The sequence below is a fragment of the Streptomyces sp. NPDC014801 genome, assembly GCF_043082085.1.
Taxonomy (GTDB): domain Bacteria; phylum Actinomycetota; class Actinomycetes; order Streptomycetales; family Streptomycetaceae; genus Streptomyces.
The window spans coordinates 1-15,787 of sequence record NZ_JBIBXG010000002.1 but is presented as its reverse complement, the minus strand read 5'-3'; the positions used below and the strand labels follow the sequence as shown (position 1 = coordinate 15,787).

The following is a 15,787-nucleotide window of genomic DNA, read 5'->3' as shown; positions in this document are numbered from 1 at the left end:
TGGCTGATACGAGGTCCGCCGGTCCCCTTCTTCGTGCCATCCGCCAGTACGGCTGCCGCTCGGCGCCGGCGCAGACTTCCTGCCGTGCCCGCGACCCGGCACCCTCGCGTGTCGCGAGGACCGGTGCGGGCGCGGACAGTCCTGACGCACCGAAGGGGGCGGCACATGAGCGTGCAGCAGTACGACGAGATCGGCGAGGCCTTCGAGGGGTTCAAGTCCCTGCCGCTGATGCGCTACGGGGAGGTGCCGAGCTTCCTGGGCCTGGTGGGGGACGTACGCGGCAGGTCGATCCTCGACCTGGCGTGCGGGACCGGCTTCTACAGCCGGGAGTTCAAGCGGCGCGGCGCCGGCGACGTGCTCGGCGTCGACATCTCCGCCGAGATGATCGCCGCCGCGCGCCGGAGCGAGGAGCGTGAACCGCTCGGCGTGCGCTACGAGATCGGGGACGTGGCCGAACTGCGAACGCCGGAGCGGCGTTACGACATCGCGCTGGGCGTGCAGTGCCTCAACTACGCCGAGGACATCCCGACGATGGAGCGGATGTGCCGGAACATCCACCGCAGCCTCGTGGAGGGCGGGCAGTTCTTCGTGCTCGCCCAGAAGCCGGACTACGGCTTCGACAACCCGCATCTGGAGCGGTACGGCTTCCGCTGCGAGCCGACCGGCGAGGAGGTCGAGACGGGCCCGCGCGAGCGGATCACCGCACTCCTCGACCCGGAGCCGATCACCATCGTCACCAACGCCCCGCGTCGCGAGGTCTACGAGAAGTGCCTGCGGGCCGCCGGGTTCCACGACCTGGAGTGGGTGCCGTTGCACATCTCCGACGCCGGCGTCGAGGAGTTCGGCGAGGACTTCTGGCAGGACCTGCTCGCCAACCCGCCGCTGGAGATGCTCCGCTGCCGCGCCTGACCGCGTGAGGGGCCGGCGCCTCGGCCGCCGAGGCACCGGCTCCCCGGGGGAGGCAGCGGCGGACTGTGGGGGAGAGCGGCCGGTCCGCCGCTCGTCCGGCCGGGGCGACCGTCCGGCGACGACGTGCACCGTTCGCAGATTCGCCGGGCCCGGGTACGGCGGCAGGCGCCGGCGCCGTCCTATCGTGCGGTGCCAGGGCTCCTTCCCCGGGTGGCCCGGAGGGGGACCGCATGGCCGACGTCCAGGAGTTGCTGGCCGAACTGCGCGCGCTGCCGTGCACCTCCCCGAGGACCGCGCGTGAACTCGCCGCCACCGTGGGACGCGCCCGCAGCGCCGCCGGCCGCTGGGCGGACGTGCTGTACGACCTGCGGCTGTGGGCGGCGGCCTACGCGGGCCCGCGCGCCGCGGCCGCGCTGGAGATCGCCTTCCGCAAGGCCGAGGAGTCCTTCGTCGAGCTGGAGATCGCCCACCGGGACCTCGCGCGGCCGGCGGAAGACGGCACCGGCCGTCCCTGAGCACCGTGGCGACTGCCCCACCGGTGTCTGGTCCGGGCGCCCTGGAGCTGCGTAGACTCGGCGCGGCGGCGCGAGCGACACGATCCCGGGGGTGGGAGATGGGTGCGGACTCCGTCCCTCGCCGGGAGGTGGTCACCGGGCAGCCGGCCGCCCGCGCGTCCCTGCGCGGCCCGAGCCTCAGGCCCGGCCCCGGAGCCGCCGCCGGCAGCGACACCGCCGCACCCGACGGCACCGCACCGGTCCGGGCCCTCGTGCGCCGGCAGGCCCGGCTCGCCCTGGCCGCCTCGGGGCTGCTCACGGTCCTGCTCGGACTGCTCCCCGTTCTCCTGCGCCAGATCGCGTCGCCCGACGCGCGCGGCCACGTCCCGCTCGTCGTGTGGCTGGCGCTGGGGGTGGCGCCGTACCCGGTGCTGCTGGGCATCGGCCGCTGGTACGTGCGCCGCGCGGAACGCCACGAGGACGCGTACGCGGGCGCCACGCAGTCGCGCGACGGGGCCGGGCTGGATGGGTGACGCAGCCGCGGCCGCCGTGCCGCACGGGGCGGGGCTGCGGGCCCTCGCGGTCGACGACGAGGCACCGGCCCTGGAGGAACTGCTGTACCTGCTGCGCGGCGACGCCCGCGTCGGCCGCGCCGAGGGAGCGCGGGGCGCCACGGAGGCGCTGCGCATCCTCGGCCGGGCCGTGGGGGAGGGGCAGACCGGCCGGGACGGCATCGACGTCGTCTTCCTCGACATCCACATGCCCGGCCTCACCGGCCTGGACATGGCGCAACTGCTGGCCGGGTTCGCGTCCCCGCCGCTGGTCGTGTTCGTCACCGCCCACGAGGACCACGCCGTCCAGGCGTTCGACCTGAAGGCCGTGGACTACCTGCTCAAACCGATCCGCAAGGAGCGGTTCTCCGAGGCGGTCCGGCGGGTGAGCGAAGCCCTCGCCACCGGCCACGGCCCGCACACCGCACCGGGCGCGGCGCACTCCGGCGTCCCGGCGCACACCGGCGGGCTCCCCGACCCGGGGGTCTCCCACCTCCCCGTGGAACTGGGCGGCGTGACCCGCTTCGTCGACATCGACGACATCACCCATGTCGAGGCCCACGGCGACTACGCCCGGGTGCACACCCGTCAGGGCGAGGGCCATCTGATCCGCAACTCCCTGGCCACGCTGGAGGAGAGCTGGCGCTCACGCGGCTTCGTCCGCATCCACCGGCGCCACCTGGTGCGGCTGTCGAGCATCGAGGAACTGCGCGTCGACGGCGGCAGCCTCACCGTGCGCGTCGGCGACCAGATCCTCGCCGTCAGCCGGCGCAACGCCCGCGAACTGCGCGACCTGCTCGTCCAGCAGGCCAATCGGGGCCTGCGGCGCGGACGCTGACGGCCCCGCCCTCCGCCACCGGGACCGTCCGGGCACGGCGCGCACCACCCCGACCGTCAGGGCACGGCGCGTACCACCCCGGCCCACCCCGTGCCGCCGCGCCGCTCACCCGCGTACGGCACCTGGCCGCCCGCACCCCCGCTGCGTACACTCACCGCCACACGTGATCACCGCGGACGCGGCGGTCCCGACAAGCGGAGCCCCGGTGCCGGACTCCCCGCCGGACGGCACGGGCCCGCCCGCACGACGCGCAGGGGGCGACCGGGTGGACCGGACCTACTCAATAGCCGCGGTGTCGGCGGTCGTGGCGACGACCCTGCTGGTCGGCGCGCTCGGGCTGCGCATCTCCCGCACCACCTCCGACTTCTACGTCGCCTCCCGCAGCGTTCCGCCCCGGCTGAACGCCTACGCCATCAGCGGGGAGTACCTGTCGGCCGCCTCCTTCCTCGGCGTCGCCGGGCTCGTGCTCGCGCAGGGCGTCGACATGCTGTGGTTCCCCATCGGCTACACGGCCGGGTTCCTGGTCCTGCTCATCTTCGTGGCGGCCCCGCTGCGCCGGTCGGGCGCCTACACGCTGCCCGACTTCGCCGAGGCGCGCACGGAGTCCCGGACCGTGCGGCGCATCGCCTCCGTGTTCGTCGTCGGCATCGGCTGGCTCTACCTGCTGCCCCAACTGCGGGGCGCCGGACTCACCCTGCGGCTGCTCACCGGCGCCCCCCAGTGGTCCGGCGGGCTCCTGGTCGCCGCGGTGGTGACGACCGCGGTGGCGGCCGGGGGCATGCGCAGCATCACCTTCGTGCAGGCCTTCCAGTACTGGCTGAAACTGACCGCGCTGCTCGTCCCGGTGGTCTTCCTGCTCGCGGCCTGGCGCGGCGACCAGGCGCCGCAGCCCTCCTGGGAGGGCCCGGCCACCTTCCACCGGCCCACCCTCGTCAGCGTCGACACGGCACGGGACATCGCGATCGACCGCCCCGTCCGCGTCACCGCGCGCGGCACGGTCGACGGCACCTCCCACGACCGGGCCGACCTGCTGCTCACCGAGGGCACCCACCATCTCGCCGCCGGCACCTCGCTGAGCTTCCCGGCCGGCACGGACGTCCCTCGCGTCGCGACCGGCGACCAGAGCGGCCCCGTGCCCTCCAGCTGGGCGCGACCGGTGTCGCAGAGCCGCGAGGAGCACAGCCTGTACGCGACGTACGGCCTGATCGTCGCCACGTTCCTCGGCACCATGGGCCTGCCGCACGTCGTCGTCCGCTTCTACACCAACCCCGACGGGCGCGCCGCCCGCCGCACCACCGTCGTCGTCCTGGCGGCGCTCGGCGCCTTCTACCTGCTGATGCCCGTCTACGGCGCGCTGGGGCGGCTGTACGCCCCCGACCTGACGCTGTCCGGGGACACCGACGCGGCGGTGCTGCTGCTGCCGCAGCGCCTGATCGGCGGCACGGCCGGCGACCTGCTCGGCGCACTGGTCGCCGGCGGGGCGTTCGCCGCGTTCCTGTCCACCACCTCCGGGCTCACCCTGTCCGTCGCCGGGGTGCTCGCCCAGGACGTCCTGCCCACGCTCGGCGTCCGGCACTTCCGCCTCGCGACCCTCCTCGGGATCGCCGTCCCGGTCGCCGCCCTGTTCGCCCTCCCGGACCTGCCGGCCGCCGGGGCCGTCGGCCTGGCCTTCGCGGTCTCCGCCTCGTCGTTCTGCCCGCTGCTGGTGCTGGGCATCTGGTGGCACGGCCTGACCCCGCCCGGGGCGGCCGCCGGACTGCTGGTCGGCGGCGGCTCCGCGCTGGCCGCGGTCGTCGCGGCGATGGCGGGCCCCCCGCTGTCCGGATGGCCGCAGGTGTTGTGCGCCTGGCCGGCGGCGTGGTCGGTACCGCTGGGCTTCGCCACCATGATCGTCGTCTCGCTCGCCACCCGGCACCGCGTCCCGCGCAGCACCGCCGCCGTCATGGCCCGGCTGCACCTCCCCGAGACCGGCGGCCCACGCCCCTCGTCGCCGTGAACCCGCCCGGCCGCGCCTCCCCCTACCGCCCGTCCCGTCGCCCCCGGCAAGGAGTCCGCTCATGAGCACTGTCGTCACCGCGCTCACCACCGCCGGCGGCGCGGTTCTGTTCGCGCTGGGCGCGGGCGCCGGATATCTGGCCGCACGACGGGGGCAGGGGCAGCCGCCCGGACCCGGCACCCCCGTGGAGCGCGCCACGTTCCAGACCCTGCACACCGCGTCCCTCGCCGCGCCCCCGCTGCGCGCAGGACTCACCCCGGACACCGCCCGCAAGGCGGCGCGACGGCTGCGGCCCCTGCTGGGCGAGGCGTCCATGACGCTGACCGACGAGGAGGCGGTGCTCGCCTGGGAGGGGCCCGGCGCCCACCACCGGGACATGGTGGAGAGGCTGCTCCCCGACGTGCTCGGCAAGGGCGGCACCCAGTCCGTCCGGGTCCCCTGCGACCAGCCCGGCTGCCCGGTGCGCTGGGGTGTCGTCACCCCGCTCACCGTGGACGGCCGCCCGACGGGGGCCCTGGGGGCGTTCGGGCCGCAGGAGTCCGCCGTCCTCGCCCGGGCCGCCGACGAGGTCGCCCGCTGGGTCTCCGTACAGCTGGAACTGGTCGACCTGGAACGCAGCCGCTCCGACGTCATCGAGGCGGAGATCCGCGCGCTGCGGGCGCAGATATCGCCCCACTTCATCTACAACTCCCTCGCCAGCATCGCCTCGTTCGTCCGCACCGACCCCGACCGGGCCCGCGAACTGCTTCTGGAGTTCGCGGACTTCACCCGCTACAGCTTCCGCAAGCACGGCGAGTTCACCACCCTCGCGGACGAGCTGCGCTGCATCGAGCAGTATCTGGAACTGGCCCGGGCCCGCTTCGGCGACCGCCTCCGGGTCAACCTGCGCATCGCGCCCGAGGTGCTGTCCGTGACCCTGCCGTTCCTGTGTCTGCAACCCCTGGTGGAGAACGCCCTCAAACACGGGCTGGAGGACAGCGTGGAACGCAGCACGATCACCATCCTCGCCGAGGACGACGGCCCCGAGGCCCGCGTGATCGTCGAGGACAACGGCGTCGGGATGGAACCGGAACGGCTGCGCCGCATCCTCAAGGGATCCGGCGGCCCCTCCACCGGCATCGGGCTGGGCAACGTGGACACCAGGCTGCGCCAGGTGTACGGCGACGCCTACGGCCTCGTCATCGAGACCGGCGTCGGGGCGGGCATGAAGGTCACCGTCCGCATCCCCAAGTTCCGCGCGGGCGTCCGGCCGGCGTGAGGGGGCGCCCGGGTTGGCGCCGCGTCGGCCTGAGGGGGCGCCTGCGCGCGCCGCGCCGGCCTGAGGGGGCGCCCGCGCGAGCCCTCTCGCCCCCGGATCACTTGCCGTCGGCGACACCCAGGGCCTGGAAGTCGACCATGCCGTACGCCTGGTGGACGTACACGTTCGTCAGCCGCGGGCCGCGGTAGTTCAGGGCCTTGTCGGCGACGACCGGCAGGTAGTACGCGCCGTCGGTGACCCGGTGGTCGACACGGCGGTACAGCTCGGCCGCCCGCACCGGGTCGGTCTGAGCCGCGGCCTGGTCGAGGAGCGCGTTGACCGCGGGGTCGTTCACCCCGGCGTAGTTGACGTTGCCGGCGGGCGTGATCAGGCGTCCGTCGGTCAGCGGCGGCAGGAAGCCGGAGCCGTCGGGGAAGTCGGCGCCCCAGGCGAGCAGCATCATCCCGTAGCCCTTCTTCGCGATCTCGGCCGGCGAGCCGATGACGGAGAAGTACTCGTCGAGCTCCAGCCGGTCGACGGCCACGGTGATCCCGACCGCCTTGAGGGACTGCTGCAGCGCCACGGCCGTCCGCACGTCCTGGGGCCTGGCGTCCCGAACGACCAGCTTGGTGCCGAACCCCCGCGGTCTGCCGCAGGCGCGCAGTTCCTCGCGCGCCTTGTCGGGCTGGGACCGTCCGCGGGTCAGCGCGAACGGGTCGTAGCCGTCGGAGCCGGGGAGCGTCGGCGGCAGCAGGTTGCCGTGCAGGGAGCCGGTCGTCGGACCGCCGCGCGCTGCCCGCAGCGCGGTGGTGTCCGCCGCGTAGAACACGGCCCTGCGGCAGTGCGCGTTGTCCAGCGGCGCCGTCCTCGACACCAGCGCGACGGTGCGCAGGTACCCGGTGAACGGGGCGTCGGCGTGGGCTTTCAGCGCCGGGTCCCGCAGTACCCGGGCCTCGGCGGCCTGCGTCAGCCCGGCCTGCTGCACGTCGAGGTCGGCGCGGCCGTCGAGCAGGCGCGCCGCCACGTCGTCGGCGCTGGTGACGGTGAGTTCGATGCGGTCCGGCAGCGCCTTGCGCAGCGGGTCGGTGGCCCGGTCCCAGTGCTCGTTGCGCACGAGGACCAGCGACTTCCCGGGCGTGTACGACTGGAACCGGTACGGGCCGGAGGAGACGGGCCGCCCCGCGTACCCGGCTCCGTTGTCCCGCTTGCGCGGCACGGGGGCGGTGGCGCCCATGGCCAGCAGATGGGGGAAGCGCGCGTCCGGCTCGGCCAGCCGGAAGACGAGCGTCCGGTCGTCCGGCGTCTCGACCGACCGCAGCCCGGTCCGGTCCGACGCCCCGCTCCGGTACGGCCCGGGGTAGCCCTGCCCCTGGTCCAGCGTCTCGATCAGATAGCTCGGGCCGCCGTCGATCACCTCACGGGCGAAGACGCGCTCGATGGCGTACTTGACGTCCTGGGCGGTGATCGGTGTGCCGTCCTCGAACGTCACCCCGGACCGCAGGGTGACCGTGTACGTCCGTCCGTCCGCGGACACCCGCGGCGCCGCCGCCGCCAGGCCCGGGACGAGGGTGAGACCGGGCTTGCCCGGCTTCACGTCGTAGGTGAGCAGCGTCCGGGTGTAGAGGCGCTCCATGTTCCACACCCAGCCGAAGTACGAGCGGGCCGGGTCCCAGGAGTCGGCGTCCGCGCTGCTGACGAGGCGCAGGGTGCCGCCCTTGCGGTCGGAGGCGTCGACGACATGCGCGACCGCGGCGTCGAAGCCCGACGCGGCGGCGGAGGCGCGGGGGGTGCCCCCCGGCGTCACGGGCCGGTCGCCGCCCCGCTGGGCGAGCAGGGCGGTGACGCTGCCGCCGGTGACGAGCGCCGCCGCCAGCGCGAGGGCCAGGACACGGCGGCGCCGGGACCGGCCGGGCCGTGGGGCGGTGACGGGGGCGGACGCCGAGGTGGACAGCAGGAACGGCTCGTGGGATGGGGGAGCCGGCGCGGGCGCCTCGCCGGGCGCGGGGGTGGCCGGCGTCGGCTCCTCGCGTGGTGCGGGGGTGGCCGGCGTCGGCTCCTGGCGAGGTGTGGGCGTGCCCGGCGTGGGCTCTTCGCCCGGCGTGGGTGGGGGAGTGCCCGGCGTGGGCTGCTCCCCGGGCGGGGGCGTGCCCGGTGTCGATGCCTCCTGGGGTGTAGGCGTGCCCGGCGCGGGTTCCCCCTCACCCGTCGCGGCGGGGGAGGCTACCGGCGGCTCGGGCCGTTTGGCCAGGGAGACCCGGGGGTCGGGGGTGGGCGGGGCGGTCACCGGCGGCCGGAGCGGCGGAGCCGTCGTGTTCCGCTCGGTGAGGGCCCGCGCCACCGCCGCGGGCAGCCAGTCGGTCTCCAGCGGCAGCCGGTCCCCGGGGCCGTGCCCGTCGGCCTCCGCGAGCAAGTGCGCGAAGTCGGCCAGGAGTTGCTGCACCGTCGGCCGCCGCTCGGGGTCCTTCTCCAGCAGACGGCCGACGAACTCCGTGCCCGCCGGCAGCCCGCGCAGGTCGGGCTGCTCGTACACGGCGCGGAAGTTCACCGAGTGCGGTGAGCCGGTGCCGAACGGGGCCGCCCCGGTGCCCGCGTACGCCAGCACCGCGCCGAGGGCGAACACGTCGCTCGCCGTGCCGATCGTGCGCCCCGTGACCTGCTCCGGCGACATGAACCCCGGAGTGCCGATCACCATGCCCGTCTGGGTCAGGGCGCTGGCCTCCGTGGCGAGCGAGATGCCGAAGTCGATGACGCGGGGGCCGTCGCCGGCGAGCAGGACGTTCGACGGCTTGAGGTCCCGGTGGATCAGCCCCGTGCCGTGGATGGCCTCCAGGGCCTCGGCCAGCCCGGCTCCCAGGACGAGCAGGGAGCGCCGGGGCCACGCCCCGTGGGCGCGTACCGCCTCGTCCAGCGGAATGCCCGGCACATACGCGGTGGCGAGCCAGGCGGGGGAGCCCTCGGGGTCGGCGTCGACGACGGCCGCCGTGAAGAACCCCGTCACCCGCCGGGCCGCCTCCACCTCCCGGGCGAACCGGCGCCGGAACTCGGGGTCCTCGGCCAGTTCGGCGCGCACCACCTTCACCGCGACCATCCGGCCGCTGGTGGAGCGGCCCAGGTACACCCGGCCCATCCCGCCCGCGCCCAGACGCGCGAGGATCCGGTAGCGCCCCACCCGGCGTGGGTCCGCCGCCCCCAGCTCTTCCACAACCGCCCCCCGTCGCATCCCCCGGCCCCCCGGGGATCTTCAAGCGACGATTACACCAGAACCGGGCCGTGCGCGGAGCGGGGCGGACCGGACCGCCGCGTGCGCCCCGCAACCGGCTCCGGGACCGTGGGAAGGGGGCGGCGTCCGTGCCCGGCCTTTGCCCAACTACCGCTCCCAACAGGGCCCTTCGGGACATAGGAGCAGGAACGGCCACGCAGCAGGACGACCGCGCCGGGTTGTCATCGATCTTTCACAGGGTTCGGGGCCGAACCGTCGAACACACTGCGGGTTTGCCGATAAACTCCGGGCGGACCGGAGACGGCCACCGTGCGTCACCGCTGTGACGCAGAACGACATGACCGCGTACCGAAAGGACACTGTGCCCGCCGTGCTTCCCGACTTAGCCGGCAGGCCCGTCGACCTCGGCCACACCGCGGTCGCCGCCGGTCGGACCTACGCCGCGTCCCGCCCGGCGCGGTACGCCCGCGTGGGCGCTGAGCCGGAAGCCGCTCGGCACGCGGCCCGTCCGGCCCGCGTCCCACGCGACGGCGCCGACACGGCGCCCCGCACCGGCGCGTCGGCGGCATCCCGGACCGGCGCCGTCACGGCGTTCCGCACCGATGCCGTCACGGCATCCCGGACCGATGCCGTCACCGCGATGCGGATCCGCGCCGTCCCCGCGGCCCGGATCCCTGCCCTCGCGGCGACCCCGGCGAGGGCCGTCCCGGCAACCGGTGGCACCCCCGCGCCCGGTCGCACCGCACCGTGCCGTCCGGACCCCCGGCCGGACACCTTGGAGAGGACCCGATGACCGACCTGTTACTGGCCGCCGGCACCACGGTCGCCCTGGCGGCCACAGGGAGCACCTGGCACTTCCACCGCGCGTACCGCCGCGAACGCGACCAGGCCGCCCGGCTGCGAGGCCAGGCGGAGCAACTCACCGAGCAGCTGCGCGCCGTCGAATACGCCCTGGGACAACTGACCTCCGAGATACCCGGGTTGGCCGCCGGCTCCCGCTCCGCCGACGACCTCGCCGTACCGCACCCGCTGGCGCACACGCCGCTCGCCGCCCGGCTGCGCGACCTCACCGGCCAGGTGACCGCCACCGTGACGCGGGTGCGGGACAGCGCCCAGGCGTCGGCGGACGAGCACGCCGCGCGCATCCGGTCCGCGGCCGACCAGGAAGTGGAGAAGGCGCACCGCGAGGCCCGGGAGGCGACCCGCGCCGCCGTGCGCAGCTTCGCCTCCAACGTGGTGGCGAAGGCGGCCCGGCTCAGCCGTGAGATCAGCCAGGGCGTGCGCTCCCACCAGGACGACGAGGCGTACGCCACCCTCGTGCACATCGACCACATCGCGCAGCAGATGCTCCTCACCGCCCAGGGGTACGCCGTCCTCGCGGGCGACAAGCTCTCCCGGCGGTGGCCGCGCACCACCCTGACCGACGTGATCCGCGCGGCGATGGGCCGGATCGAGGGCTACCAGCGCATCGAGCACCACGAGCTGGACACCGTCGCCGTGGAGAGCCGGGCGGTCGAGGCCGTCGTGCACACCCTCGCGCTGCTGCTGGACAACGCCCTGCGGTACTCCCCGCCCACCGCGCGCGTGCACGTGTCCGTGGAACAGGGCCACCACGCCTGCTTCCTGATCGTGGACGACGCCGGGCTGCGGATGGACGACGAACGGCTGCTGTGGGCCAGCGACATCATGTCCGGCAAACACCGCGACGACATCACCCGGCTCGGCGCCCATCCGCAGACCGGCCTGCGGGTCGCCTCGCTGCTCGCGGAGAACTACGGCTTCCGGGTCGAGCTGACCGCGCCGAACATCTACCAGGGCACCCGGGCCGTCCTGGTGCTGCCGAAGAGCCTGCTGACCACGCCGGCCGCGCCCGCGCCCCGGCCGGCCGCGGCCGAACGCGCCCCGGCCCCCGAGCCGGCCGCCCGCCCCGAGCCCGCCACCGCGCCCGCCCCGAGGGAAGCCACCACCGCGCTCGCCCCCACGGAGGCAACCGCCGTGCCCGCACCCGCAGAGCCCGAGCCTGCCGTGCCCGCCACCGCCGCCGTCACCGGGAACACGGACGGCCCCGCCCCGGGAGAAGCCGCCGAACCGGCACCCGTCCGCACCACCGCCAGCGGCCTGACGGTCCGTCAACGCCCGCCCCGGGCCCGGACCGCGTCGGCGCGGCCGGCCGAGGAGGCGGTCGTACCGGGCCGCCCCGGTGTCGCGGCCGCCTGGGCGGCGGGCACCCGCCGCGGCCGCCAGATGCCGGAAGACCACGGATCCAGCGAAGGACACTGACCATGCGCGACACCCACAGCAACAGCCTGGGATGGCTGCTCGACCAGGAACTCGGCACCGTCGAGGGCGTCGAGTACGCCGTGCTGATGAGCGGCGACGGCCTGCTGCAGGCCCGTACGCAGACCATCGGGCAGGAGGACGCCGAGAAGCTCGCGGCCGTGACCGCGTCGCTGCGTGCCGCCGGCAAGGCGTGGGACGAGCACGTGGGCGGCAAGGGCATGTGCCAGCTGCTGATCGAGTCGCAGGGCCGCATCGGGCTGACGACGGCGGCCGCGAAGAACACCATGCTCTCCGTCGTCACCACCGGCCCGGAGGCGGACGTCGGCCTGATCACCCACCACATGGTCCGCCTCGCCACCCGGCTCGGCCATGAGATGGACGTCGCCAGCCGGCGCCCGGCCGCGGAAGGCGGCACCGCGACGTGACCGGTCCGCGGCACGACCCGGACATGATCAGACCCTACGTCCGCACCGGCGGACGCAACCGCCCCAGCCGGGACGTCCGCCTGGAGACGGTCCTCGTCGGCGCGTCCGGCTCCACCGACGGGCTGGGGCCGGACGCCCGCCGGGTGATGCGGCTGTTCGCCGGCGGGCGCGGCGGACTGGCCGTGGCGGACGTCGCCGCCGCGCTGGACCTGCCCCCGTCCACCGTCCGGATCCTGGTCTCCGCGCTCATGGACAGCGGCCATCTCGCCGCCCCGGCGGCCGCCGAGGAGGACCGGCCCGGACTCGACCTGCTACAGGAGGTGCTGCGTGGACTCCGCGAACTGGTCTGACCAGCCCGCCCCCAGCTATCTGGCGCCCGGCGTCACCCGGTCGGCGAAGATCGTCGTCGCCGGGGCGTTCGGCGTCGGCAAGACCACCTTCGTCGGCAGCGTCTCGGAGGTGGCGCCGCTGCGCATGGAGGAGCCCATCACCGAGGCCAGCGTCGGCGTGGACGATCTGCGCGGCAAGCCGCACAAGACGGCCACGACCGTCGCCATGGACTTCGGCCGCATCCACCTGCTCGGCGACCGCCTGGTGCTCTACCTCTTCGGCACCCCCGGCCAGACCCGCTTCCGGCCGCTGTGGGACGGACTGACCGAGGGCGCGCTGGGCGCGGTGGTCCTCGCCGACACCCGCGACCTCGACGGCTGCCACGAGGTCCTCGGCCTGCTGGAGGACCAGGGCACCCCGTACGCCGTCGTCATCAACGTCTTCCCGGACGCGCCGCGTTACCCCCTGCACGAACTGCGCCAGGCGCTCGCCCTGGACGACGACACGCCGCTCACCGAGTGCGACGCGCGGGACCGCCGGTCCTGCGTGTACGCGCTCATCACGCTCGTCGAGTACCTGACCGCCCGTCAGGCGCTCACCTCTCTCGTGGAGCCCCGTTTATGAGTACCCGTCAGGCCCTCGCCCCTTCCGTGGAGCCGCGTTCATGACCACCCTCCCTCCCCGCACCGCGGACGCCGCGACGCGGATCGCGCTGTACGACGCGGAGTTCGCCGACGACCCCCACGCCGCCTACGAGCGCATGCGCCGCGACTTCGGGCCGCTGGTCCCCGTCGACCTCGCCCCCGGAGTCCCGGCGACCCTGGTCATCGGCTTCCACCAGGCCCGGCGCATCCTCAACGACCCGCTGCACTTCCCCGCCGACCCGCGGATCTGGCAGGAGGCGATCCCCGAGACCTGCCCGGTGCGGCCCATGATGGAGTGGCGCCCCAACGCGCTGCGCTCCTCCGGCGCCGAGCACACCCGCTACCGGGCGGCCAACACCGCGAGCCTGCAGGCGGTCGACCAGCACGCCCTGCGCGCCCTGGTGGAGCAGGTCGCCACCGCGGCCCTCGGCGAGTTCCGCGCCCTCGGCCACGCCGACCTGCTCACCCAGTACTCCTGGCCCATCGCCTTCCGCGTCCTGAGCGCGCTGCTCGGCTGCCCGGACGAGATCGGCCGGCGCATCGCCGACGGCATGGCCAAGATCTTCGAGGCGGAGGCCGAGACCGCCGCCCGCGGCAACGAGATCCTCGGCCGGGCCGTCGGCGACCTCGTCGCGCTGCGCCGCCGGCAGCCCGGCGACGACGTCACCTCCCGGCTGATCGCGCACTCCGCCCGCCTGGACGACGTCGAGATGGCCCACCAGCTGGTCACCCTGTACGGCGCCGGCATCGAACCGCTGACCAACCTGATCAGCAACACGGTGCTCAGGATCCTCACCGACGAGCAGTTCTCCGCGGGCCTGCACGCCGGCCAGCCGGTGCGGGACGCCCTCGACACCGTCCTGTACACCGACCCGCCCATGGCCAACTACTGCATCAGCTACCCGCCGTACCCGATCGACGTCGAGGGTGTGCTGCTGCCCGCCCACCAGCCCGTCGTCATCTCCATGGCGGCCTGCAACAACGACCCGGCCGTCACCGCCGGCCTCAGCGCCGCGCAGCTCGCCGGCAACCGGGCCCACCTGTCCTGGAGCATCGGCCCGCACACCTGCCCGGCCCGGACCCACGCCTACCTCATCGCCGAGACCGCCATCAGCTGCCTGCTGGACGCGCTGCCGGAGATCGACCTGGCCTGCCCCGAGTCCGAACTGACCTGGCGGCCCGGCCCCTTCCACCGCGCCCTGGAGGCGCTGCCCGTCCGCTTCCCCGCCGTCGTCTGACGCCCGGCGTCCCGCTCTTCCCGTCGACCGTTGTCACCCGAAGGAGACCGGCCATGTCCCAGCAGTCCCCGCTCGTCCTCGACCCGACCGGTGCCGCCGCGCACGAGGAGCACCGCACCCTGCGCGCACACGGCCCGGCCGCCCGCGTGGACGTCCTCGGCGTCCAGGCCTGGGCCGTCACCGACCCCGCACTGCTCAAGCAGCTGCTGACCAGCCCCGACGTCTCCAAGGACGCCCGCGCCCACTGGCCCGAGTTCGAGCAGCGGGTCGCGACCTGGCCGCTCGCGCTGTGGGTCGCGGTGAAGAACATGTTCACGGCCTACGGCGCCGACCACCGCAGGCTGCGGCGCATGGTCGCCCCCGCCTTCAGCGCCCGGCGCATCGCCGAACTGCGCCCGGCGGTCGAGACCATGGTCACCGAGCTGGTCGACGCCCTCGCCGCCCGGCCCGCCGGGGAGGTCGTCGACCTGCGCGAGCACCTGGCCTACCCGCTGCCCATCTCCGTCATAGGCCATCTGATGGGTGTGCCCGAGGACCAGCGGGCCGACTTCCGCAAGCTCGTGGACGGCGTCTTCGACACCACGCTCACCCAGGAGGAGTCCCAGACCAACACCGTCCGGCTCTACGGCGTCCTCGACGAGCTGATCGCCACCAAGACCGCCGCCCCCGGCGACGACATGACCTCCCTGCTCATCACGGCCCGGGACGAGGAGTCGGACGGCAGCGGCCTGACCACCGAGGAACTGCGCGACACCCTGCTGCTGATGATCAGCGCCGGCTACGAGACCACCGTCAACGTCATCGACCAGGCCGTCGTCGCCCTGCTCACCCACCCCGCCCAGCTCGACCTCGTCCGCGACGGCAAGGCCGGCTGGGACGACGTCGTGGAGGAGACCCTGCGGCACTCGCCCGCCGTCAAGCACCTGCCGCTGCGCTACGCCGTCACCGACGTCGAACTGCCCGGCGGCGGCGTCATCACGCGCGGCGAGGCCATCCTCGCCTCCTACGGCGCCGCCAACCGCCACCCCGACTGGCATGGCGACAGCGCCGACGACTTCGACATCACCCGCAGCCTCAAGGACCACCTGGCCTTCGGGCACGGCGTCCACTTCTGCCTCGGCGCCCCGCTGGCCCGCCTCGAGGTCGCCGAGGCCCTCAAGCAGCTCTTCGCCCGCTTCCCCGACCTGACCCTGGCGGTCCCGGCCGAGGAACTGCGCCCGGTGCCCTCCCTGATCAGCAACGGCCACCAGCAGGTGCCGGTGCGCCTGACCCGGCCGTAGCGCCGGACGAGACACTACGCCGAAGCGCCCGGCGGGCCGTGTGGTGCGGTCTGCCGGGCGCTTCGGGTTGTCCCGTCGGGGCGGGGGTCAGTCCTTGATGTCGCAGATGGGGGCGCCGGAGGTGAGGGAGGCGCCGACGGTGGCGTTGAGGCCGGTGATGGTGCCGGACTTGTGGGCGTTGAGGGGTTGTTCCATCTTCATGGCTTCGAGGACGACGACGAGGTCGCCTTCCTTGACTTCCTGGCCTTCCTCGACGGCGATCTTGACGATGGTGCCCTGCATGGGGGAGGCGAGGGTGTCGCCGGAGGCGACGGGGCCGGACTTCTTGGCGGCGCGGCGCTTGGG

At 74.6% G+C, this 15,787-nt stretch carries 14 protein-coding genes; 12 read left to right on the top strand and 2 right to left on the bottom strand.

The window, feature by feature from the left end; translation table 11 throughout:
- Nucleotides 1–165: 165 nt before the first annotated feature.
- From ACF1AL_RS03585 to ACF1AL_RS03560, 6 genes are all read left to right on the top strand, one after another.
- Nucleotides 166–909: a class I SAM-dependent methyltransferase gene (locus ACF1AL_RS03585; RefSeq protein ID WP_391825447.1), complete on the top strand. Its 744-nt coding sequence runs from the start codon at nucleotides 166–168 to the stop codon at nucleotides 907–909.
- 230 nt (nucleotides 910–1,139) lie between these two features.
- Nucleotides 1,140–1,424, top strand: coding sequence for a hypothetical protein (locus ACF1AL_RS03580; RefSeq protein ID WP_391825446.1), 285 nt, complete (start codon nucleotides 1,140–1,142; stop codon nucleotides 1,422–1,424).
- Between the two features lie 98 nt (nucleotides 1,425–1,522).
- Nucleotides 1,523–1,936, top strand: coding sequence for a hypothetical protein (locus ACF1AL_RS03575; RefSeq protein ID WP_391825445.1), 414 nt, complete (start codon nucleotides 1,523–1,525; stop codon nucleotides 1,934–1,936).
- The gene (locus tag ACF1AL_RS03570) at nucleotides 1,929–2,792 is read left to right on the top strand and encodes a LytR/AlgR family response regulator transcription factor (protein WP_391780033.1); all 864 of its coding nucleotides are present in this window, start codon (nucleotides 1,929–1,931) and stop codon (nucleotides 2,790–2,792) included. Before ACF1AL_RS03575 ends, ACF1AL_RS03570 begins: the two co-directional genes overlap by 8 nt.
- Before the next feature lie 265 nt (nucleotides 2,793–3,057).
- The gene (locus tag ACF1AL_RS03565) at nucleotides 3,058–4,788 is read left to right on the top strand and encodes a cation acetate symporter (protein WP_391825444.1); all 1,731 of its coding nucleotides are present in this window, start codon (nucleotides 3,058–3,060) and stop codon (nucleotides 4,786–4,788) included.
- Between the two features lie 61 nt (nucleotides 4,789–4,849).
- On the top strand, nucleotides 4,850–6,046 hold the full coding sequence (locus ACF1AL_RS03560) for a sensor histidine kinase (RefSeq protein ID WP_391825443.1): 1,197 nt from the start codon (nucleotides 4,850–4,852) through the stop codon (nucleotides 6,044–6,046).
- Nucleotides 6,047–6,143: 97 nt separating this feature from the next.
- On the opposite strand, the gene ACF1AL_RS03555 is transcribed toward ACF1AL_RS03560, so the two are convergent.
- Complete coding sequence (locus tag ACF1AL_RS03555) at nucleotides 6,144–9,227, bottom strand: ABC transporter substrate-binding protein (RefSeq protein WP_391825442.1); 3,084 nt, start codon at nucleotides 9,225–9,227, stop codon at nucleotides 6,144–6,146.
- A gap of 807 nt (nucleotides 9,228–10,034) precedes the next feature.
- Here ACF1AL_RS03555 and ACF1AL_RS03550 point away from each other — a divergent pair.
- Genes ACF1AL_RS03550 through ACF1AL_RS03525 form a run of 6 tightly spaced genes read left to right on the top strand, consistent with a single transcriptional unit; the run spans nucleotide 10,035 to nucleotide 15,442 of the window.
- Nucleotides 10,035–11,525 carry an ATP-binding protein gene (locus tag ACF1AL_RS03550; RefSeq protein WP_391825441.1) on the top strand — a complete coding sequence of 497 codons (1,491 nt, stop codon included), beginning with the start codon at nucleotides 10,035–10,037 and terminating at the stop codon, nucleotides 11,523–11,525.
- Nucleotides 11,526–11,527: 2 nt separating this feature from the next.
- Nucleotides 11,528–11,950 carry a roadblock/LC7 domain-containing protein gene (locus ACF1AL_RS03545; protein WP_366841912.1) on the top strand — a complete coding sequence of 141 codons (423 nt, stop codon included), beginning with the start codon at nucleotides 11,528–11,530 and terminating at the stop codon, nucleotides 11,948–11,950.
- Between the two features lie 23 nt (nucleotides 11,951–11,973).
- Nucleotides 11,974–12,300 (top strand): DUF742 domain-containing protein, encoded by a 327-nt coding sequence (locus ACF1AL_RS03540; protein WP_391825440.1) that lies wholly within the window; start codon nucleotides 11,974–11,976, stop codon nucleotides 12,298–12,300.
- A complete protein-coding gene (locus ACF1AL_RS03535) occupies nucleotides 12,278–12,904 on the top strand; it encodes an ATP/GTP-binding protein (protein ID WP_366841910.1) in 627 nt (208 codons plus the stop codon). The genes ACF1AL_RS03540 and ACF1AL_RS03535 overlap by 23 nt, the downstream gene beginning before the upstream one ends.
- 40 nt (nucleotides 12,905–12,944) lie before the next feature.
- Complete coding sequence (locus ACF1AL_RS03530) at nucleotides 12,945–14,162, top strand: cytochrome P450 (RefSeq protein ID WP_366841909.1); 1,218 nt, start codon at nucleotides 12,945–12,947, stop codon at nucleotides 14,160–14,162.
- 53 nt (nucleotides 14,163–14,215) lie between these two features.
- Complete coding sequence (locus ACF1AL_RS03525) at nucleotides 14,216–15,442, top strand: cytochrome P450 (RefSeq protein WP_391780040.1); 1,227 nt, start codon at nucleotides 14,216–14,218, stop codon at nucleotides 15,440–15,442.
- Between the two features lie 87 nt (nucleotides 15,443–15,529).
- Here ACF1AL_RS03525 and ACF1AL_RS03520 read toward each other — a convergent pair.
- A partial coding sequence (locus tag ACF1AL_RS03520) for an acetyl-CoA carboxylase biotin carboxyl carrier protein subunit (RefSeq protein WP_391825439.1) occupies nucleotides 15,530–15,787 on the bottom strand: 258 nt, incomplete at its 5' end.